Source organism: Pseudomonas sp. GW823-FHT02C02 (assembly GCF_058797635.1).
In genome coordinates, this window is sequence record NZ_JBXAJV010000012.1 from 182,392 (window position 1) to 201,810 (window position 19,419).

The window sequence follows — 19,419 nt, forward strand, 5'->3', positions numbered from 1 at the left end:
CGCAAAAAAGCCGGGAATTTCCCGGCTGCCGCATCATACACACGTTTTCCCAAAGGATCACCCCGCCCGAGGCTTTAGCCGCCAGGCGGGGGATGATTCAGGTCAACGTCGTATCAAGGCTTGGCTTTTTCCAGGTAACGGAAGAAGTCGCTGCTTGGGTCCAGGACCATGACGTCGGATTTGTTCGCGAAGCTTTCACGGTAGGCGCGCAGGCTACGGTAGAAACCGTAGAACTCCTGATCCTGGCCGTAGGCCTTGGAGTAGATCGCAGCGGCCTGGGCATCACCATCACCGCGAACCTCTTCAGATTCACGATAGGCTTCAGCCAGCAGCACACGGCGTTGACGATCGGCGTCGGCACGGATGCCTTCTGCCAGCTCGTTACCCTTGGCGCGGTGCTCGCGAGCTTCACGCTCACGCTCGGAGCTCATACGCTCGAACACACTGCGGTTTACTTCTTTCGGCAGATCGATGGCCTTGACCCGGACATCGACAACTTCGATACCCAGCTCTTTTTCCGCCATCTTGTTCAGTGAGGCAGTGATGTCGGACATCAGCGCATCACGCTCACCGGACACCACTTCGTGCAGCGTACGCTTACCGAACTGGTCACGCAGGCCCGACTCCAGACGACGGGAAAGACGCTCATCGGCAATCTGCTTGAGGCCGGAAGTCGCGGTGTAGAAGCGCTCGGCATCTTTCACGCGCCACTTGGCGTAGGCATCGACCATCACGGCTTTCTTTTCCAGCGTCAGGAAGCGTTGCGTCGGTGCATCCAGCGTCATCAGGCGTGCGTCGAATTTGCGCACCTGGTTAACGTAAGGCACTTTCACATGCAGGCCCGGCTGAACATCGGCCTGGACCACCCGACCGAACTGCAGCAGCACCGCACGCTCGGTCTGAGCCACGATGTAGAAGCAGTTCCAGGCAGCGATGGCCACGACGACGCCGACAATAAGGGCGATCAGCGATTTATTGCTCATCAGCGACTCTCCCTGGTACGTGCTTGCTGTTGCTGCAGATCAGCTGCCGCACGCGCATTCGCTTCATTGCTGGTGGCTGCCGCACCGGTCACCGGAGTGCTGGTGTTGCGACCACTTTCGACCATCTTGTCCAGCGGCAAGTACAGCAGATTGCTCTGGCCATTCTTGTTGCCGGTCACGAGGACCTTGCTGGTATTGGTGAAGACTTCCTGCATGGTGTCCAGGTACAGACGCTCGCGGGTGACTTCAGGGGCCTTGCGGTACTCGCTCACCAGTTTGGTGAAGCGATCAGCCTCACCCTTGGCGCGCGAGACAGTTTCGTCACGGTAGCCGTTGGCATCTTCGAGGATACGCTGGGCCTGACCACGGGCTTCCGGCACGACGCCGTTGGCGTAGGTTTCAGCCTGGTTGCGCGAACGCTGCTCGTCTTCACGGGCACGGATCACGTCATCGAAGGCTTCCTGCACTTCGCGCGGTGCCGCTGCGCTCTGTACGTTCACCTGAGTGATGGTGATACCGGTGCGATAGGTATCCATGAAGCGTTGCAGACGCTCCTTGATTTCGCTGGCCATCAACTCACGACCTTCGGTCAGCACCTGGTCCATCGCGGTGGAACCCACCACATGGCGCAAGGCACTTTCGGTCGCGTGCTGCAGGCTGATTTCCGGCGCATCGACGTTCAGCACGAAGTCCTGCAGGTTGCTGATCTTGTACTGCACGGTCAGCGGCACTTCGACGATGTTCTCGTCTTCAGTGAGCATTTGACCCTGCTTGGTATAGGCACGCTCACGCGTGACGTTTTCCAGGTACTTGCGATCGATCGGCGGGAAGTAGATGTTCAGGCCCGGGCCGACGGTTTCGTAGTACTTGCCGAAGCGCAGCACCACGGCTTGCTCCTGCTCGTCGACTACGTAGACCGCGCTGTACAGCCATACGGCCGCCAACACGACCAGGCCGATGCCGAGCAGGCCGCCGAAGCCGCCACTCTTGCCCGAACCACCGCCGTCATCACCGCGTTTCTTACCACCACCGAACAACCCGTTCAGGCTTTCCTGCAGCTTTCGGAAGGCCTCGTCGAGATCCGGTGGTCCCTTGCGGTCGCCGTTATTGCGGCGCTTGCCACCCCAAGGATCCTGATTATTCGAGTTGCCACCCGGCTCATTCCAAGCCATAGCGCTCTCCATCTGATAAAGCAAAGACGCACCCACGGCGCGCCGACCAATGCTACAGAATGCCTGTCACCGCGGCACAACCGCTTTTTCAGGCTTTTATTGCAAAGTGTGTTGTTCGATGAATTCCATCGGTTGCAGACCTTCGCGACTCACCAGTCGATTCAACTCAACCCGTGGCAAGCGAACGGCCAGCAGGCTGATGCCTTCTTCGTCGTGTTCTTCTTTCTGCACCGCACCGAGTTCGAAAAACTGCGCACGCAGTCGAGCAAAACGCTGCGGCAAGCGCAAGGTGCCAACAAACAAATCACCGCCCAGCAACTCGGCAATGGCTTGCTCAAGCAATTCCAGACCACTGCCATCACGCGCCGACAGCCAGACCCGTTGGGGCTTGCCGTTTTCGTCGCGCTGGATTTGTGGCTCAACGCCTTCAAGCAAATCGAGTTTGTTATAGACCTCGAGGATCGGCAAGTCCTGGGCACCGATCTCGCCCAGCACCACCATCACCTGCTCGATCTGCAACATGCGATCCGGTTCGGCCGCATCGATCACGTGCAACAGCAGGTCTGAGTTGCTCGACTCTTCGAGCGTAGACCGAAATGCCTCAACCAGTTTGTGAGGCAAGTGGCGTATGAAACCCACCGTATCGGCCAGGACAATCGGCCCCAGGTCGTCGAGCTCCAGACGGCGCAAGGTCGGGTCCAGCGTGGCAAACAACTGGTCAGCCGCGTACACGTCGGATTTCGTCACGTTATTGAAGAGCGTGGATTTGCCGGCGTTGGTATAGCCCACAAGGGACACGGTAGGAATATCCGCACGCGAACGGCCGCGTCGCGACTGCTCGCGCTGACTGCGCACTTTTTCCAGTCGGCCCTTGATCTGTCGCAGGCGTACCCGCAGCAAACGGCGGTCGGTTTCCAGCTGGGTTTCACCCGGGCCACGCATGCCGATACCGCCACCTTGACGCTCAAGGTGAGTCCAGCCACGAACCAGCCGGGTGCTCATGTGGTCAAGCTGGGCCAGTTCTACCTGGAGCTTGCCTTCATGGGTACGGGCGCGCTGGGCGAAAATATCGAGAATCAGACCCGTGCGGTCGATCACGCGACACTCGAAAACACGTTCGAGGTTACGTTCCTGACTGGGCGTGAGGATGTGATTGAAGATCACCAGATCTGCCTTCTCGGCATGGACCAGGTCGCGAAGTTCCTCGACCTTGCCGCTGCCAATCAGGAATTTGGCGGTTGGCCGATGACGCGGCACGTTAAAAAACGCAACGGTCTCGGCGCCAGCCGAATTAGCCAACTCCTGAAACTCCTGCGGATCTTCGCGCGCCTCAGGGTCCTGTCCATCCAAGTGAACGAGGATCACTCGCTCACCACCACCGTGGCGCTCAAAGAACAAAGGAGACTCCTATCAGGCGTTACCTGGCTCAGCGTCACCTGCTTCGGATTCGGTTGCGCTAGGCAGACGAATTGGACGAACCGGCACCACTGTAGAGATAGCGTGTTTGTAAACCATCTGGCTGACGGTGTTTTTCAGCAGGATAACGAACTGGTCGAAAGACTCGATCGTGCCTTGCAGTTTGATCCCGTTCACCAGGTAGATGGACACCCCAACTTTCTCTTTACGTAAAGTATTCAAGTAAGGGTCTTGTAGCGAATGCCCTTTTGACATGTGCCGCACTCCTTTAAGGATTCAATATAAAAAATAGGTAAACAGATGGCTTGTGGCCGTCACACCCCCAAGGATAGACGGCAATTGCAAGGACTCAGCTCAATATGGAGATGGTCCCCAGGTATTTCAAGGCGCGCGGCAGATTGTCGCAATCCAGGCTGTCCAACCAGTGTAAATCAGCCCAGCTGCGCAGCCAGGTGAACTGACGCTTTGCCAATTGGCGCGTGGCGATGATTCCACGCTCCTGCATCTCGGCTTGGGTCAGCTTGCCATCCAGGTAGTCCCAGACTTGTCGGTAGCCTACCGCACGTATAGACGGCAACCCGGAATGCAGGTCACTTCGCTTACGCAGGGCTACGACCTCGTCAATGAATCCCTGTTCCAACATAACTGTGAATCTTTGTTTAATTCGCTCGTGCAGTACCTGGCGATTTGCCGGAGCAATGGCCAAGTTCGCGACAGTATAGGGCAATTGTTGCAGTCCCGAAGCGGCTGCTTCAGTACTTTGCGCACTTTGTCTCAGCCGCAGCTCGGTCATGCTCTGACCGCTGACGCGATAAACTTCCAGCGCTCGACTGAGTCGCTGCGGATCGTTCGGATGAATTCGCGCCGCCGAAACCGGATCTACGAGCGCCAATTGTTCGTGCAGGGCTTGCCAGCCAAGGCGTGCAGCCTCTTCTTCGATTTGCGCACGAACCTCGGGATCCGCCGCCGGCATTTCTGCCAGTCCTTCCACCAAAGCCTTGTAGTAGAGCATCGTGCCGCCTACAAGCAGCGGAATTTTGCCTCGCGAAGTGATCTCGGCCATCGCCTCCAGCGCATCACGGCGAAAATCCGCCGCCGAATAGCTCTCGGCCGGATCAAGAATATCGATCAAACGGTGCGGAAACTCGGCCAGAATCTCTTTCGAAGGCTTGGCGGTGCCGATGTCCATGCCGCGGTAGACCAGCGCCGAATCGACACTGATCAGCTCGCAAGGCAGCACTTTGGTGAGTTCGATGGCCAGATCAGTCTTGCCCGCTGCGGTCGGGCCCATCAGGAAAATCGCAGGTGGGAGCTGGCTCATCAACGACCGCGCAAGAACAGTTTGTCCAGATCGTCCAGGCCCAATTGGGTCCAGGTCGGTCGGCCATGGTTGCATTGACCGCTGCGCTCGGTGTTTTCCATGTCCCGCAGCAGACCGTTCATTTCCGGCAGCGCCAGACGCCGGTTTGCCCGAATCGCGCCGTGGCAGGCCATGGTGCCAAGCAGTTCGTTGAGGTGCGCCTGGATACGGTCGCTGGTGCCGTATTCCATCAGATCGGCCAACACATCACTCACCAATCGATTCGCTTCAGCTTGCTTGAGCAAGGCTGGAATCTGCCGGATCGCCAGTGTTTCCGGGCCGAGGCGCTGCAGTTCAAAGCCCAGACGCTGGAACCACGCGACGTTTTCTTCGGCGCAATCGCCTTCGCGCTCGCTAACCGCCAACGATTCCGGCACCAACAGCGGCTGGCCGCTCAGGCCTTCGCTGGCCATCGCGATTTTCAGGCGCTCGTACATGATCCGTTCGTGGGCGGCGTGCATGTCCACCAGCACTAGGCCTTGGGCGTTTTCCGAGAGAATGTAGATACCCTTGAGCTGCGCCAATGCGTAGCCCAATGGAGGAATATCATCCTGACCGGCCGGGAGCGCGACGGCATTTGCCTCTGGCAAAGGTGCAAAAAACTCCCGGTACGCCGCCTGGGCCTCAGCCGCTGGCACGCCGGACTGAGGAAGCGGCGTGTATTGATATTGATAACCGGCGCCGGCGCCTGAGCCTGAGCCTGAGCCTGCCGGCGTATTGAACGACGGCTGCGCCTGAGGTTGCTCCAGCAGGGCATTGGCCGCCAGGCGCATTTCACCCTGGGGACCGAATTCACCGGCGTCTATGCCGGTCGGCCGAACGATCGCCGTCGCCACCGGCGCAGCCAGATGATCATCCGGTCGCACATCGCCCAAGGCGCGGTGCAAGGTGCCGTAGAGAAAGTCGTGGACCATACGCCCGTCACGGAAGCGCACTTCGTGTTTGGTCGGGTGCACGTTGACGTCGACACCGGCCGGATCGACCTCGAAAAACAGCACGAACGTCGGGTGCCGACCATTGAACAGCACGTCGCGATACGCCTGGCGTACCGCGTGGGCCACCAGTTTGTCGCGCACGGCACGGCCGTTCACAAAAAAATACTGCAAGTCCGCCTGGCTGCGGTTGAACGTCGGCAACCCGACCCAACCCCACAAATGCAGGCCATTGCGTTCGATTTCGATCGGCAGCGCCTGTTCCAGGAAACCTGAACCGCAAATCGCTGCCACTCGCCGCGCACGGGCCGCGTCGTCATGGGCTTCGTGCAGGCTGAGGATGGTTTTGCCGTTGTGACGCAAATGAAACGCCACGTCGAAACGCGCCAGCGCCAGACGCTTGATCACTTCTTGCAGGTGATCGAATTCGGTTTTTTCAGTCTTGAGGAATTTGCGCCGCGCCGGGGTGTTGAAGAACAGATCGCGCACTTCAACCGAGGTGCCCACCGGGTGGGCAGCGGGTTGAACCCGGGGGGCCATGTCCCGGCCTTCGGTCTCGACCTGCCAGGCCTGGTCGGCATCCTTGGTCCGGGACGTCAGGGTCAGACGCGCCACGGAGCTGATCGAGGCGAGGGCTTCACCGCGAAACCCGAGGCTCATGACCTGCTCGAGGTCTTCCAGGTTGCGAATCTTGCTGGTGGCGTGTCGCGCCAGGGCCAGCGGCAGGTCATCGGCCGAAATGCCGCTGCCGTCATCGCGCACCCGCAACAGCTTGACGCCACCCTGCTCCACATCGACATCGATGCGCCGGGCGCCGGAGTCGAGGCTGTTCTCCAGCAACTCCTTGATCACCGACGCCGGGCGTTCAACCACCTCACCGGCGGCAATCTGGTTCGCCAGTCGCGGGCTGAGCAGCTCGATGCGAGCCGCATGGGTCAACACCTGATTCATTCTTTGGACGCCAGTTCTGTGCCGGGAATGGTCAGGGTCTGACCGATTTTCAGCTCGTCGCTTTTCAGGTTATTGGCGCTGCGTAATGTGGCCGGAGACACTTGGTAACGCACGGCAATCATCGCCAGCGTCTCACCCGGGTTTACCCGGTGGTCACGTGGGCCTTGAGCGATCTTGCCGGAATCACGCAGCCAGGCGATGTAGGTGCCCGGCGGCGGGTTCTGCTGGAAGAACTGGCGCACGCCACTGCTGATCGAACGGGCCAGCGCCTGCTGGTGGTTCGCGGCAGCCAGTTTGGACGCTTCGTTGGCGTTGGAGATGAACCCGGTTTCGACCAGGATCGACGGGATGTCCGGCGACTTCAACACCATGAACCCGGCCTGCTCCACGCGCTGTTTGTGCAGCGGCGTGACGCGACCGATGTTGCTCAAGACTTTTTGACCAACGTTCAGGCTGGACGTCAGGGAAGCCGTCATCGACAGATCGAGGAGCACGCCCGCGAGCATGCGGTCCTTGTCGTCGAGGCTGACGTTGCCGGCACCGCCGATCAAGTCGGAACGGTTTTCGCTATCGGCCAGCCAACGGGCCGTCTCCGAGGTGGCGCCGCGATCAGACAGGGCAAACACCGACGCACCGAACGCCGCAGCCGAAGGGGCGGCATCGGCGTGGATCGAGACGAACAGGTCGGCGCCTTTCTTGCGGGCGATTTCGGTACGGCCGCGCAATGGAATGAAGTAGTCGCCGGTACGGGTCAGTTCGGCGCGGAAGCCTTTCATGCCGTTGACCTGGCGTTGCAATTCGCGGGCGATGGCCAGCACCACGTCTTTTTCACGCTGACCGCGAGACCCCGAGGCACCCGGGTCTTCGCCGCCGTGGCCGGCGTCGATCACCACGATGATGTCGCGTTTGCCGGCAGGCGCAGGCGGCAGCTTCACCGGAGGCTCTACCGGCGTGACCGGCACCGGCGCCACCGTCGCGACATTGGTCGGCGCCGGTATTGGCGCGGCATCGGCGGCGTTATCGAACAGGTCGACCACCAGTCGATTGCCGTACTGGGCATTTGGCGCCAGGGTGAAGCTTTTTGGCGTAACAGCTTTTTTCAGGTCGATGACCACCCGCAAATCGGTCGGCGTGCGTTGGGCCGAGCGCATGGCGGTAATCGGGGTGTTCGAGGTGTTGACGTTCAGCGGCGAGCCAAGGGAGGCGCCATTGATGTCGATCACCAGCCGATCCGGGGAGGTCAGGGTGAAAACGCTGTGTTGCACCGGCCCGGTCAGGTCGAACACCAACCGTGTGTTATCCGGCGCCCGCCACAGGCGAACGCTGTTGACCTTAGTCTCGGCCACAGCGTCGACGGTCACCGCCAAAAACAACATCCCTACGGCAGCTACCATCGCGCGAAAGCGCATACCTGACCCCATCATTTAATTGGATTCCAATGCCAAAGCGGCACACCACGACTCGCCGCGCGAGCCCTGGGACAAAATTTTCAGCGAACGCCCGCTGTCTTGCGGGCTAATGGTAATGGTCAGGTCGGGCTTTGGCAAAAAGCCTGCACCCTTCTGGGGCCATTCGATCAGGCACAGCGCGTCGTCTTCGAAGTAGTCGCGGATACCGAGGTACTCCAGTTCTTCCGGATCAACCAGTCGATAGAGGTCGAAATGGAAGGCCCGGATGTCGCCGATTTCGTAAGGCTCGACCAGGGTGAACGTCGGACTTTTTACCGCCCCCACATGCCCCAGGCCACGGATAATGCCCCGTGACAGCGTGGTTTTCCCCGCCCCCAGATCGCCTTCCAGAAAAATCAGACCGTGCCCTTGGGTGGTTTGTGCGATGCGTGCGCCAAATGCGGTCATCGCCTCTTCATCGGCCAGGTACAGGGTTACTTCAGACACGGTGCTTGCTCCTCCAACAACTGACGAATGGCTGGGATCAGATCACTGGCCGCCAGCCCGCGGCCCGATTTACCTTGTTGCTCGCCGGCATTGGCGTGCAGCCAGACCGCCAGACAAGCAGCGTTGAACGCGTCCATGCCTTGGGCCAGCAACGCGCCGACCAGACCGGCCAGCACATCACCCAAACCCGCGGTGGCCATGGCCGGATGCCCTTGATGAGACAACGCCAGGCGCCCGTCGGGGCTGGCGATCAGACTGCCGGCGCCTTTAAGAATCACAACAGCTGTATATTTTTTGCTCAATGCATGAGCTGCCGCCGGGCGATCAGCCTGGACTTCGGCGGTGCTGATCCCCAGCAACCGCGCCGCTTCACCCGGATGCGGCGTGATCACGCAGTCCTTGGGCAAGCTCACATGGTTTGAAGCCAGCAAATTCAACGCATCGGCATCCCAGACTTGCGGCAACGGCGCGTTGGCCGCCGCCGACAAAAGACTGCGCCCCCAGGCAGCCTGACCCAGGCCCGGGCCGACCACCAACACGGAAACCTTTTGCAGCAGTTCCATCAGTTGATTGGCCGAGGAAGTGCCCAACACCATCGCTTCAGGAATTCTCGCCAACGCCGCAGGCAGATGTTCACTGCGTGTGGCCACGGACACCATGCCCGCACCACTGCGCAATGCGCTCTGCGCGCTCAGTAGAATGGCACCGCCGAAGCCACGATCACCGCCGATCAGCAAGACGTGACCGAATTTGCCTTTATGGGCGGTTGGCGCGCGGCCTGCCAGACGCGGCAAATTACCGGCTGTCAGGCGCCGTGCATCAATGTCGACCCCGTTAAACGACTCGGCGCTGGCTTGCAGATCGTTGAACACCAGCTCGCCGACCACATCCGCCGCGTCACCCGTGAACAATCCCACCTTCAAGGCAATGTAGGTCACGGTCAGATCAGCTCGGACAGCCGTGCCCAATATGCGCCCCGTATCGGCGCACAAACCCGAAGGGATATCCACCGCCGCCACCGGCAGTCCACTGGCGTTGATTGCGGTGATCGCGCTGGCGAAGGGCTCTCGCACTTCGCCGGTCAAACCGGTACCGAGCAAGGCGTCGAGCACAATTCCACGCAATTCCGACTGCGCAGTGAAGGCTTGAACCGCAATGCCCTCGGACACCGCCTCGGCATGGGCCAGCGCCGCGTCCCCCTGCAAACGCTGGGGATCGCCAGCCGCCAAGACCCGGACATGCCAACCGGCACGTCGCGCCAGCACCGCCACCAGATAACCGTCACCGGCGTTATTACCGCGACCGGCCACGACGGTCAATTCATTCGCCGACGGCCACTGACGGACGAGTCCACGCCAGGTCGCTCGCGCTGCACGCTGCATCAATTCGAAGCCCGGCGTGCCGGCCGCGATCAGATTCGCATCGAGGGCTCGCACGTGCGCGGCGCTGTACAGCGCGTCGGGTAAATCATCTTTAGTGTGCGGCATGCGTCTTCGGGCTCCGATGTCTGGCAGAATTATACGCACCTCAGCTCCGGTTTCTCTCGCCTCATGCCCGCTATTACTACAGACCTGCCCGCCCTCGCCCAATCCATCAAGGACTGGGGCCGCGAGCTGGGCTTTCAGCAAGTCGGCATCAGCGGCCTCGATCTGGCCGAGCATGAGCAGCACCTGGAGCGCTGGCTGGCGGCCGGCTACCACGGCGAAATGGATTACATGGGCGCCCACGGCAGCAAACGCTCGCATCCCGAAGAGCTTGTCCCAGGTACGTTGCGCGTAGTTTCCCTGCGCATGGACTACCTGCCCGGCGATACCCAAATGGCGCAATTGCTGGCCCAACCGGAAAAAGCCTACGTATCGCGTTATGCCTTGGGCCGCGATTACCACAAATTGATCCGTAAACGTGTGCAACAACTGGCAGAAAAAATTCAGGCGGTCATCGGGCCGTTCGGCTACCGCGCCTTCGTCGACAGCGCGCCGGTGCTGGAAAAGGCCATTGCAGAAAAGGCCGGCCTGGGCTGGATCGGCAAAAACACCCTGGTGTTGAATCGCAAGGCCGGCAGTTACTTCTTCCTCAGCGAACTCTTTGTCGATCTGCCGCTGCCAGTCGATCCACCGCACAGCACCGAACATTGCGGACGCTGCACTGCGTGCCTGGACATTTGCCCGACCAACGCCTTCGTCGGCCCCTATGTGCTGGACGCCCGGCGCTGCATTTCTTACCTGACCATCGAACTGAAAAGCGCGATCCCCGAAGATTTGCGCCCGTTGATCGGCAACCGGGTGTTCGGTTGCGATGACTGCCAGATCGTCTGCCCGTGGAACCGCTTCGCCCGCCCGTCCGGCGAAAGCGACTTCAAGCCACGGCATAACCTGGACAACGCCGAACTGGCCGAACTGTTCATGTGGGATGAGGACAGGTTCCTCAGCAGCACCGAAGGTTCACCATTGCGCCGTGCCGGTTACGAGCGTTGGTTGCGTAACCTCGCCGTCGGGCTAGGGAACGCACCCTCGAGCATTCCGGTGCTGGAAGCATTGAAAGCGCGGCGCGACTATCCGTCGGAACTGGTGCGGGAACACGTCGAGTGGGCGCTGAAACAACACGCCGAGCGTCAGGCTTCGTCGTTATAAACGAATTTCGGCATTTCCCAGTGGAAACGAATCGCCAGCAACCGCAACAGGAAACCGCCAAACAACGTGATCAAAATCGCCTGTTCGCCGGGTAATTGCAGGTAGATGCACAGCATGTAGCACCACGCCGCAGCGAACGAGACGCTGGCGTAGAGTTCGCGGCGGAAGATCAGCGGGATGTCGTTGCAGAAGATGTCGCGCAGGATGCCGCCGAACACCCCGGTGATCACGCCGCTGACCGAGGCCACCAGCATGCCGTGACCCATTTCCAGGGCGGTCATGCAGCCGATCAGGGTGAATGCCACCAGCCCCACGGCGTCGAGCACCAGAAACAGTGAGCGCAAGTGACGCATCCAGCGCGCAGCGAAAACCGTGAACATGGCTGCAATCGATGTCAGCACCAGGTATTCCGGGTGTTTAACCCACGTCAGCGGGTAGTGACCGAGCAGCACGTCGCGCACCGAACCGCCGCCCAACGCCGTAATGCAGGCGATCAGCACCACACCAAACCAGTCCATGCCGCGACGACCAGCGGACAGGGCACCGGTCATGGCTTCGGCGGTGATGGCGATCAGGTAGAGCATCAGCAGCATGGTGGCGGTCCTTGCAGAAAGGCGCGCAGTCTAGCCATTTAGTCCCGGCACCAAAAGAGGGCAAGAGAACGCATTACACGCAACCTGTGGCGAGGGAGCTCGCTCCCGCTGGAGCGCGAAGCGCTCCCCGGCATTCTTCCAGTCACACCGCATTTGCAGGTTTTACGACTGCTTCGCAGCCGAGCGGGAGCAAGCTCCCTCGCCACAAAGGCCCGACACCCTTCAGAACTTGATGAAATGCTTGCGGTAGTGCTGCAACTCGGCGATGGATTCGCGGATGTCGTCCAGGGCCAGGTGGGTGCTGCCTTTCTTGAAGCTGTCGCGCACGTCCGGTGCCCAGCGTGCGGCCAGCTCTTTCAGGGTCGATACGTCGAGGTTGCGGTAGTGGAAGTAGCTTTCCAGGGATTTCATGTGGGTATAAAGGAAGCGACGGTCCTGGCAGATGCTGTTGCCACAGATCGGCGACTTGCCCTTTGGCACCCATTTCTCCAGGAAGGCAATGGTCTCGGCTTCGGCTTCGGCCATGCTGATGCGGCTGTCGCGCACCCGTTGGGTCAGGCCCGAGCCGCCGTGTTGACGGGTGTTCCACTCGTCCATGCCGGCGAGGATCTCGTCGCTGTGGTGAATGGCGATCACCGGCCCTTCGGCCAAGGTGTTCAGGTCACTGTCGGTGACAATGGTCGCCATTTCGATGATGACGTCGGTATCAGGGTTCAGACCGGTCATTTCCAGGTCGATCCAGATCAGATTCTGCGGGTTTTGCATGTGTCGGCTCCTAGGCAATGCTGCGCAGTTTAGCCTAGGGCGGCGCCCGGGCGTGCTAAACTCGCGGCCGTTTTACCTAATCGCTGCATTCTTGATACGGAACACCCATGGCCAAACGCCAACTCAATCGTCGTCAAAACTGGCGCATCGAAAAGATCCAAGGTGAACGCGCTGCCCGCGCCGCCAAACGCGAGTCCTCGGCTGTCGAGGCACTTGAGGGCGGCGACCTGGGTCCGGAACAGACGGGCCTGGTGATCGCGCACTTCGGTGTGCAGGTCGAAGTCGAAGCCCTTGAGGGCGAACTGGCCGGCGAAGTGTTCCGCTGCCATTTGCGCGCCAACCTCCCAGCGCTGGTGACCGGTGATCAGGTGGTCTGGCGTGCCGGCAACCAAGGCATCGGGGTAATCGTGGCGCAGCTGCCGCGTAAAACCGAACTTTGCCGTCCGGACAGCCGTGGTCAGCTCAAGCCCGTTGCAGCCAACGTCGATATGATCGTCATCGTCTTCGCCCCGCTGCCCGAGCCGCACGCGAACCTGATCGACCGTTACCTGGTCGCTGCTGAGCACGCCGGGATTCGTCCGCTGCTGCTGCTCAACAAGTTCGACCTGATCGACGAGCAGAACGCCCCGGCGCTGAATGCCTTGCTGGCGGTTTACCGCACGCTGGGTTACCCGGTGCTGGAGGTCTCGGCGCACCACGGCAACGGCATGGAACAGCTGCAAAAACAGCTGGACGGACGCATCAGCGTATTCGTCGGCCAGTCCGGCGTCGGCAAGTCCTCGCTGGTCAACAGCCTGCTGCCGGAAGTCGAAGCCCGTGTCGGCCCGCTGTCCGAGCTGTCCGGCCAGGGCACCCACACCACCACGACCGCGCGGTTGTTCCACTTCCCCGGTGGCGGTGAGTTGATTGACTCCCCGGGTATCCGCGAATTCGGTCTGGGTCACGTCAGCCGTGCCGACGTCGAAGCCGGTTTCATCGAGTTCAACGACTTGATCGGCACCTGCCGCTTCCGCGACTGCAAGCACGACCGCGAGCCGGGTTGCGCCTTGCTCAAGGCGCTGGAAGAGGGTCGCGTGCAGCAGCAGCGGATGAACAGCTATCGCTCGATCATCGCCAGTTTGCCGGAAACCAGTTATTAAGTAGCCGTGATCATGTTCGTGATGCCACGAACATGATCCATGGGCGGCCGTTACCGCAGAAATGGATATGTACACCGCCCTCCCCCCGTCGCCTGACACAAAGCCTTCGCGAGCAGGCTCGCTCCCACAGGGACTATGTCCACGCTAAAAATGCAGTGACGTCCAACCCCGTGAAAGACGCACAAAAAAGCCGACATCTCTGTCGGCTTGATTGTTGTGGATCACTGCTTCGGCGGTTCCGCCGGTTTCGGTGCCGGGTCTTCGAAGATATTCAATCGCTCACGAAGCTCATGGGCCGGCAGCGGTAGTTTATCCGCCGGCAATGCGTTCGGATCGATCGGCGTGGCCGGCACTTCGCCCGGACCGCCCTGCCCTTGCGTTGGCGCAGGTGCCGGTTCAACGCCTTGCGAACCTTCGATGGCGCGTTGGGCCTTTTTGGTCAGCACCACGATGTCGATCCGGCGATTGACCGGGTTGAACGGGTTCTCGCGATCGAACAGCGCCGACGAGGCATAACCGACCACCCGCGCCACTTGCTGATCCGGATAGCTGCCGGCGACCAGGGCACGGCGGGCGGCGTTGGCACGGTTGGCTGAGAGTTCCCAGTTACCAAAATCACCGGTGCCCGAGTACGGCTTGGCATCGGTATGGCCGCTGATGCTGATCTTGTTCGGCACCGCTTTGATGGTGTCGGCCATGGCCAGCAGGATGTCTTCGAAATACGGTTTCAGACGCGCTGAGCCTGAGTCGAACATAGGCCGGTTTTCCGCGTCCATGATCTGGATGCGCAAGCCGTCCTGTGTGATTTCGAACAGGATCTGGTCCTTGAATTTTTGCAGCTGCGGGTTTTCATCAACCTTGTTCTGCAATTCTTGCAGCAACAGTTCCAGGCGTTCCTTCTCCACCTGTTCGGCCATGCCTTCGACCTGGTCGGTGTCGACGGTGACTCGGTCCGGCTGCGGCTGAGACTTCACCTCAGGGTTGAGGGTGTTCTCCGGCGCCAGGGTCGGGGAGCCGCCCAGATCGATGATGTATGGCGTGCCGCTTTCGGAAAAACCGACCGGGTCCTTGAAGTAACCGGCGATGGCAATCTTCTGTTCCGGCGTGGCGGTGGACAGCAACCACAGCACCAGGAAGAACGCCATCATCGCCGTCGCGAAGTCCGCGAAGGCGATTTTCCAGGAGCCCCCGTGATGTCCGGCCGCGTATTTTTTTACGCGTTTGATGATTATCGGCTGGTTGTTTTCCATGACTTAGCGACCGCGAACCGCTTGTTCCAGCTCAGCGAAGCTAGGACGGTGCGCCGGGTACAAAACCTTGCGGCCGAATTCCACTGCCAGCGATGGCGGCATGCCGGAAGCCGAAGCAACCAGCGAAGCCTTGATGGCTTCGTAGACGTTCAGCTCCTCCTTGGCTTCGTGGGCCAGGGCATGGGCCAGCGGGCCGAAGAAGCCGTAGGCGGCGAGAATACCGAAGAAAGTACCTACCAGTGCCGCACCCACGTGTAAGCCGATCATTTTCTGATCGCTTTCACCCAGGGAGGCCATGGTCACCACGATACCCAATACGGCCGCGACAATACCGAAGCCAGGCATGGCGTCGGCGATGCCGTTCACGGCGTGGGACGGGTGATCGAGGTCTTCCTTGAGGCTGGTCAGTTCCATGTCGAACAGACCTTCGAGCTCATGGGGCGCCATGTTGCCGGAGGACATGATGCGCAGGTAATCGCAGATGTAAGCGGTCATGCGGTCATCTTTCAGAACCGCAGGGTACTTGGCGAAGATCGGGCTCGCGGCGGCGTCTTCGATGTCGCCTTCGATCGCCATCATGCCTTCGCGGCGGCTCTTGTTGAGGATCTCGTAGATCAGGCCCAGCACTTCCAGATAGAACGTGTGGTTGAAGCGCGAACTGAACATTCCCAGCGCTTTCTTGAGAACGAGTTTGAACATGTGACCTGGGTTGGCCTGCAGGAATGCACCGAGGGCCGCACCACCGATAATCATCACCTCGAAAGGTTGAATCAGGGCGGCAATCTTGCCGTGGGAAAGCACGTATCCGCCGAGCACGCTCGCGAATACGACGATGATGCCGATTATTTTAGCCATAGGTAGGAGAGCACTTACTGAGTCGGGTTCAAGGTCATATTCGGAAGTTAAAAAATCTCTTCTTCTACTTATCGGCAAAACTGCGCCAGACTATAGCCAGTTCAAGCGAAAAGCTAATTTAGCCCTCTCTGGGCATAGGTAATGCAGACGATGATCACGTCCAACCATGGCTAACGAAACGAACACCCCGATCCCAAAACCAACCACTCTTGAAGGCTGGGTCAAGCTTCTCGATGGCGTGCGTCTGCCGGTTCCGCAAGACAGTCACGACCGTGTCTGCAAGGCCCTCGCCGACAACCGCAGCTCGATTCGCGACATCGCCGAATTGTTGCAGGACAGCCCGGCCCTGGCCTTGAGCGTGATTCGTGAAGCCAATCGTCATACCCACGGCAGCATGACCGACCCGGCGGAAAACCTTGAGGTGGCGATCAATCGTCTCGGGTTGAAACGCACCGAGGAATTGCTCGCCCGGTTGCCTGCCGAACCGCAATCACAGATCCCGGTGGCGTTGCGTCAGCTGCAGATGATCAGCCAGCACGCGACCCAACAGGCCAACGGTTTTTTTGCCGCTCGCCTGGCGCGGCTCTGGCAGGACATCCACTGGGGCAGCCTGCTGTTTCTCTCGCCGCTCTGGCCGATGGCGTTGACTCATCCGCAGTTGCTCGAAGAATGGGAACTGCGGGTCATTCATAAAGGCGAGTCAGCGCGCAAAGTCGAAAAGGACCTGTTCGGCGTTCGCCTGCTGGACATCTGCCAGGCGCTGGTGGACATCTGGCGCCTGCCAATCTGGGTGCAGCAAGGTTATCGCCTGCTGCTCAACGAGCAGCGCGAACTGGTCAAAGTCCTGCGCATTGCCCGGGACAGCGAGCATCCCTTGCGCCAGCAAAACCGCCTCGATGACGATCCGACCTTGCGTCGCTGGCTCAACCAACCGGCCAATACCGTGTTGCTGGCCAATGGGCTGGCACTGTCGGCGCAACAGGCCTGGGACAGCCCGCACAGCGAGCGCTGGCAATACCTGACCAGCCTTTACCTGCAAATGCCGATGAGCGACGTGCAGCAGCAACTGCATCAACAAGCCGTGAACAGCGCGCACCAGCACGCCATGCCGGACATCTGGCACCCCGCCGTAGCGTTGATCTGGCCCTCGGGCGTGAACCGCATTCACGCCGGGTTGCTGCCGGCACCAGCACCGACCACCGAAAACCTGACGGCATGGCGTAGACAATGTGCTGAACTGCTGGTTGAGCCGAGCCGCTTCACCAATGCGATGCACTTGACCACGTCGGCCCGGGACGCACTGGTCGCATGCGGTATGCGTCGAGTGATGATATTGATGGCTGACCGCACTCACGCCAATTTGCGTGCGCATCAAACAGCCGGGCTGGCGAAGGAAGCGGCGGGGCTAAACCTGGTCGTGAGTCAGAGCACCGTGCTGCAACGGTTGCTCTCGCAACAGGCCCAGGTGCGATTGACCCCGGCCAACAACGCCCAGTTCTCGGCATTGCTACCCGCCAGCCTGCGTGCGCAGTTTCGCGGCGAACACCTGCTGCTGCGCTCGCTGGTCAACAATGGTCGGGTGATCATGGTCGTTGTGGCGGATCAGGGCGGCGGGCCGTTCTCGGAAATCACCGTGCAAGCCTTCGGCAAAACCGCGCAGTGCATTGAAAAGGCACTCCATAGCTTTAGCCAGCGCGGTCAATGAATGCTGCGCTACAATCCTCCCTTTTGTGCTCTGGAGACCTCACATGTCTGACTTCTCTGGCTTGGCGCTGGTCATCGAGCCGAGCGACTTGCTCCCTCGCCTTGAGTCCCGCGAACTGATTCTGGTGGACCTGACCAGCAGTGCCCGCTATACCGAAGGGCATATTCCCGGTGCACGCTTTGTCGATCCCAAACGCACACAACTCGGCCAGGCTCCTGCGCCTGGGCTGATGCCGCCGCAAGCGGCACTCGAAACGTTGTTCGGTGAGTTGGGACATAACGCCAATACCACCTACGTGGTCTATGACGACGAAGGCGGCGGCTGGGCCGGGCGCTTTATCTGGCTGCTCGATGTCATCGGCCATCGCAACTACCACTATCTCGACGGCGGCCTGACAGCCTGGCTGGCGGAAGGCATGCCCATGTCGATCCAAATCCCGGCCCCCGCTGGCGGCCCGGTGGCGTTGACCCTGCACGACGAGCCGACCGCCACCCGCGAATACCTGCAAAGCCGTCTCGGTGCCGCCGACCTGGCGATCTGGGACGCGCGCGGCCCACTGGAATACTCCGGCGAGAAAGTCCTGGCAGCCAAGGCCGGGCACATTCCCGGCGCGGTGAATTTCGAATGGACGGCCGGCATGGATCAAGCGCGCAACCTGCGCATCCGCACGGACATGCCGCAGATCCTGGAACAACTCGGTATCACCAAAGACAAAGAAGTCATTACCCACTGCCAGACTCACCATCGCTCTGGCTTCACTTATCTGGTGGCCAAATCCCTCGGTTATCCGCGGGTCAAAGGCTACGCCGGCTCCTGGGGCGAATGGGGCAACCACCCCGATACGCCCGTAGAGATTTAAGGTTTTTAAGGACAGTCCATGAATAAGCGTTTGTTTATCCTCAGCCAATACCTGCTGCCTCACCACTTGCTCTCGCGACTGGCCGGCTGCATTGCCGAATGCCGCGTGCGTTGGTTCAAGAATGCCTTTACCGCCTGGTTCGCCAAGCGCTATCAGGTGGACATGTCCCAGGCGCTGGTCGAAGACCTGACGGCTTACGAGCACTTCAACGCGTTCTTCACCCGCGCCTTGAAAGACGGCGCTCGCCCGCTCGATGAAACTCCGGGCGCCATTCTCAGCCCGGCCGACGGTGCGGTCAGCCAACTCGGCCCGATCGAACATGGCCGCGTGTTCCAGGCCAAGGGCCACAGTTTCAGCGTGCTGGAATTGCTGGGCGGTGATGCCGCCAATGCTGCGCCGTTCATGGGCGGCGACTTTGCGACGATTTACCTGTCACCGAAAGACTACCACCGCGTGCACATGCCGCTGGCCGGCACCCTGCGCGAGATGGTCTACATCCCGGGCCGGATTTTCTCGGTCAACCAGACCACCGCCGAAAACGTGCCGGAACTGTTTGCCCGCAACGAACGTGTGGCGTGCATTTTCGACACCGAGCGCGGGCCGATGGCCGTGGTGTTGGTGGGCGCGATGATCGTGGCGTCGATTGAAACCGTGTGGGCCGGGCTGGTGACGCCGCCGAAACGCGAGCTGAAAACCTTCCGTTACGACGAAGCCGCCCGCGCGCCAATCCATCTGGAAAAAGGTGCGGAACTGGGTCGCTTCAAGCTGGGTTCGACCGCTGTGGTGCTGTTCGGACCGGATCAGGTGAAGTGGGCTGAAGGGCTCGGCGCCCTGTCGCCAGTACAAATGGGCCAGGCGCTGGGCCTGCCAACAGCCTGATTGGCTAATCCGCCCCGTCGAACGTCTTCGAAGGG

General features: G+C 60.4%; 18 protein-coding genes. 5 read left to right on the forward strand and 13 right to left on the reverse strand.

The genetic code is table 11. The features are described from left to right. Positions 1–113: 113 nt before the first annotated feature. From hflC to AC1ROI_RS21565, 9 genes are all read right to left on the reverse strand, one after another. A complete protein-coding gene (gene hflC, locus AC1ROI_RS21525) occupies positions 114–983 on the reverse strand; it encodes a protease modulator HflC (RefSeq protein ID WP_010464195.1) in 870 nt (289 codons plus the stop codon). Continuing rightward, positions 983–2,155 carry an FtsH protease activity modulator HflK gene (gene hflK / locus AC1ROI_RS21530; RefSeq protein WP_010464196.1) on the reverse strand — a complete coding sequence of 391 codons (1,173 nt, stop codon included), beginning with the start codon at positions 2,153–2,155 and terminating at the stop codon, positions 983–985. Before hflK ends, hflC begins: the two co-directional genes overlap by 1 nt. 96 nt (positions 2,156–2,251) lie before the next feature. Further along, positions 2,252–3,553 (reverse strand): ribosome rescue GTPase HflX, encoded by a 1,302-nt coding sequence (gene hflX, locus AC1ROI_RS21535; RefSeq protein ID WP_010464197.1) that lies wholly within the window; start codon positions 3,551–3,553, stop codon positions 2,252–2,254. 12 nt (positions 3,554–3,565) lie between these two features. Beyond that, entirely contained in the window at positions 3,566–3,826 is a 261-nt protein-coding gene (hfq, locus tag AC1ROI_RS21540) for an RNA chaperone Hfq (protein WP_007902656.1), read from the reverse strand. 94 nt (positions 3,827–3,920) lie between these two features. After that, on the reverse strand, positions 3,921–4,892 hold the full coding sequence (miaA, locus tag AC1ROI_RS21545) for a tRNA (adenosine(37)-N6)-dimethylallyltransferase MiaA (protein WP_010464198.1): 972 nt from the start codon (positions 4,890–4,892) through the stop codon (positions 3,921–3,923). Beyond that, entirely contained in the window at positions 4,892–6,802 is a 1,911-nt protein-coding gene (gene mutL, locus AC1ROI_RS21550; protein ID WP_172962167.1) for a DNA mismatch repair endonuclease MutL, read from the reverse strand. Before mutL ends, miaA begins: the two co-directional genes overlap by 1 nt. 8 nt (positions 6,803–6,810) lie before the next feature. Continuing rightward, positions 6,811–8,190, reverse strand: a complete 1,380-nt coding sequence (locus AC1ROI_RS21555; protein WP_370654465.1) for an N-acetylmuramoyl-L-alanine amidase — start codon at positions 8,188–8,190, stop codon at positions 6,811–6,813. Between the two features lie 48 nt (positions 8,191–8,238). Further along, on the reverse strand, positions 8,239–8,709 hold the full coding sequence (gene tsaE / locus AC1ROI_RS21560) for a tRNA (adenosine(37)-N6)-threonylcarbamoyltransferase complex ATPase subunit type 1 TsaE (protein WP_077750238.1): 471 nt from the start codon (positions 8,707–8,709) through the stop codon (positions 8,239–8,241). Further along, positions 8,697–10,196 (reverse strand): NAD(P)H-hydrate dehydratase, encoded by a 1,500-nt coding sequence (locus AC1ROI_RS21565; RefSeq protein WP_102594082.1) that lies wholly within the window; start codon positions 10,194–10,196, stop codon positions 8,697–8,699. Before AC1ROI_RS21565 ends, tsaE begins: the two co-directional genes overlap by 13 nt. A gap of 63 nt (positions 10,197–10,259) precedes the next feature. On the opposite strand from AC1ROI_RS21565, the gene queG reads away from it, so the two are divergent. Further along, a complete protein-coding gene (gene queG, locus AC1ROI_RS21570; RefSeq protein ID WP_083375176.1) occupies positions 10,260–11,339 on the forward strand; it encodes a tRNA epoxyqueuosine(34) reductase QueG in 1,080 nt (359 codons plus the stop codon). Here the strand turns inward: queG and AC1ROI_RS21575 are convergent. Together AC1ROI_RS21575 and orn are read right to left on the reverse strand one after the other, a co-directional pair. Next, on the reverse strand, positions 11,321–11,932 hold the full coding sequence (locus tag AC1ROI_RS21575; protein WP_007945604.1) for a trimeric intracellular cation channel family protein: 612 nt from the start codon (positions 11,930–11,932) through the stop codon (positions 11,321–11,323). The two genes, queG and AC1ROI_RS21575, sit on opposite strands and share 19 nt — an antisense overlap. A gap of 222 nt (positions 11,933–12,154) precedes the next feature. Further along, positions 12,155–12,697: an oligoribonuclease gene (gene orn / locus AC1ROI_RS21580; protein WP_007995036.1), complete on the reverse strand. Its 543-nt coding sequence runs from the start codon at positions 12,695–12,697 to the stop codon at positions 12,155–12,157. A gap of 107 nt (positions 12,698–12,804) precedes the next feature. Between orn and rsgA the strand changes: the two genes are divergently transcribed. Continuing rightward, the gene (rsgA, locus tag AC1ROI_RS21585) at positions 12,805–13,836 is read left to right on the forward strand and encodes a small ribosomal subunit biogenesis GTPase RsgA (RefSeq protein ID WP_010464204.1); all 1,032 of its coding nucleotides are present in this window, start codon (positions 12,805–12,807) and stop codon (positions 13,834–13,836) included. 221 nt (positions 13,837–14,057) lie between these two features. Here the strand turns inward: rsgA and motB are convergent, their stop codons facing one another. Together motB and motA are read right to left on the reverse strand one after the other, a co-directional pair. After that, the gene (motB, locus tag AC1ROI_RS21590; protein WP_102594084.1) at positions 14,058–15,086 is read right to left on the reverse strand and encodes a flagellar motor protein MotB; all 1,029 of its coding nucleotides are present in this window, start codon (positions 15,084–15,086) and stop codon (positions 14,058–14,060) included. A 3-nt stretch (positions 15,087–15,089) separates the two neighbouring features. After that, on the reverse strand, positions 15,090–15,941 hold the full coding sequence (motA, locus tag AC1ROI_RS21595) for a flagellar motor stator protein MotA (protein ID WP_010464213.1): 852 nt from the start codon (positions 15,939–15,941) through the stop codon (positions 15,090–15,092). A gap of 166 nt (positions 15,942–16,107) precedes the next feature. Between motA and AC1ROI_RS21600 the strand changes: the two genes are divergently transcribed. Genes AC1ROI_RS21600 through asd form a run of 3 tightly spaced genes read left to right on the forward strand, consistent with a single transcriptional unit; the run spans position 16,108 to position 19,384 of the window. Then, positions 16,108–17,646 (forward strand): HDOD domain-containing protein, encoded by a 1,539-nt coding sequence (locus AC1ROI_RS21600; RefSeq protein ID WP_010464215.1) that lies wholly within the window; start codon positions 16,108–16,110, stop codon positions 17,644–17,646. Between the two features lie 43 nt (positions 17,647–17,689). Further along, positions 17,690–18,505 carry a rhodanese-like domain-containing protein gene (locus AC1ROI_RS21605; RefSeq protein WP_102594085.1) on the forward strand — a complete coding sequence of 272 codons (816 nt, stop codon included), beginning with the start codon at positions 17,690–17,692 and terminating at the stop codon, positions 18,503–18,505. An 18-nt stretch (positions 18,506–18,523) separates the two neighbouring features. After that, positions 18,524–19,384: an archaetidylserine decarboxylase gene (asd, locus tag AC1ROI_RS21610; protein WP_083375180.1), complete on the forward strand. Its 861-nt coding sequence runs from the start codon at positions 18,524–18,526 to the stop codon at positions 19,382–19,384. Positions 19,385–19,419 lie beyond the last annotated feature (35 nt).

Bases quoted from the DNA above. Each gene is read 5' to 3' on its own strand.
- asd (WP_083375180.1), top strand. From the start codon at position 18,524: ATGAATAAGCGTTTGTTTATCCTCAGCCAATACCTGCTGCCTCACCAC.
- AC1ROI_RS21575 (WP_007945604.1), bottom strand. From the start codon at position 11,932: ATGCTGCTGATGCTCTACCTGATCGCCATCACCGCCGAAGCCATGACC.
- hflK (WP_010464196.1), bottom strand. From the start codon at position 2,155: ATGGCTTGGAATGAGCCGGGTGGCAACTCGAATAATCAGGATCCTTGG.
- motA (WP_010464213.1), bottom strand. From the start codon at position 15,941: ATGGCTAAAATAATCGGCATCATCGTCGTATTCGCGAGCGTGCTCGGC.
- AC1ROI_RS21555 (WP_370654465.1), bottom strand. From the start codon at position 8,190: ATGTTGTTTTTGGCGGTGACCGTCGACGCTGTGGCCGAGACTAAGGTC.
- miaA (WP_010464198.1), bottom strand. From the start codon at position 4,892: ATGAGCCAGCTCCCACCTGCGATTTTCCTGATGGGCCCGACCGCAGCG.
- hfq (WP_007902656.1), bottom strand. From the start codon at position 3,826: ATGTCAAAAGGGCATTCGCTACAAGACCCTTACTTGAATACTTTACGT.
- motB (WP_102594084.1), bottom strand. From the start codon at position 15,086: ATGGAAAACAACCAGCCGATAATCATCAAACGCGTAAAAAAATACGCG.
- AC1ROI_RS21605 (WP_102594085.1), top strand. From the start codon at position 17,690: ATGTCTGACTTCTCTGGCTTGGCGCTGGTCATCGAGCCGAGCGACTTG.
- queG (WP_083375176.1), top strand. From the start codon at position 10,260: ATGCCCGCTATTACTACAGACCTGCCCGCCCTCGCCCAATCCATCAAG.
- AC1ROI_RS21565 (WP_102594082.1), bottom strand. From the start codon at position 10,196: ATGCCGCACACTAAAGATGATTTACCCGACGCGCTGTACAGCGCCGCG.
- hflC (WP_010464195.1), bottom strand. From the start codon at position 983: ATGAGCAATAAATCGCTGATCGCCCTTATTGTCGGCGTCGTCGTGGCC.
- rsgA (WP_010464204.1), top strand. From the start codon at position 12,805: ATGGCCAAACGCCAACTCAATCGTCGTCAAAACTGGCGCATCGAAAAG.
- AC1ROI_RS21600 (WP_010464215.1), top strand. From the start codon at position 16,108: ATGGCTAACGAAACGAACACCCCGATCCCAAAACCAACCACTCTTGAA.
- orn (WP_007995036.1), bottom strand. From the start codon at position 12,697: ATGCAAAACCCGCAGAATCTGATCTGGATCGACCTGGAAATGACCGGT.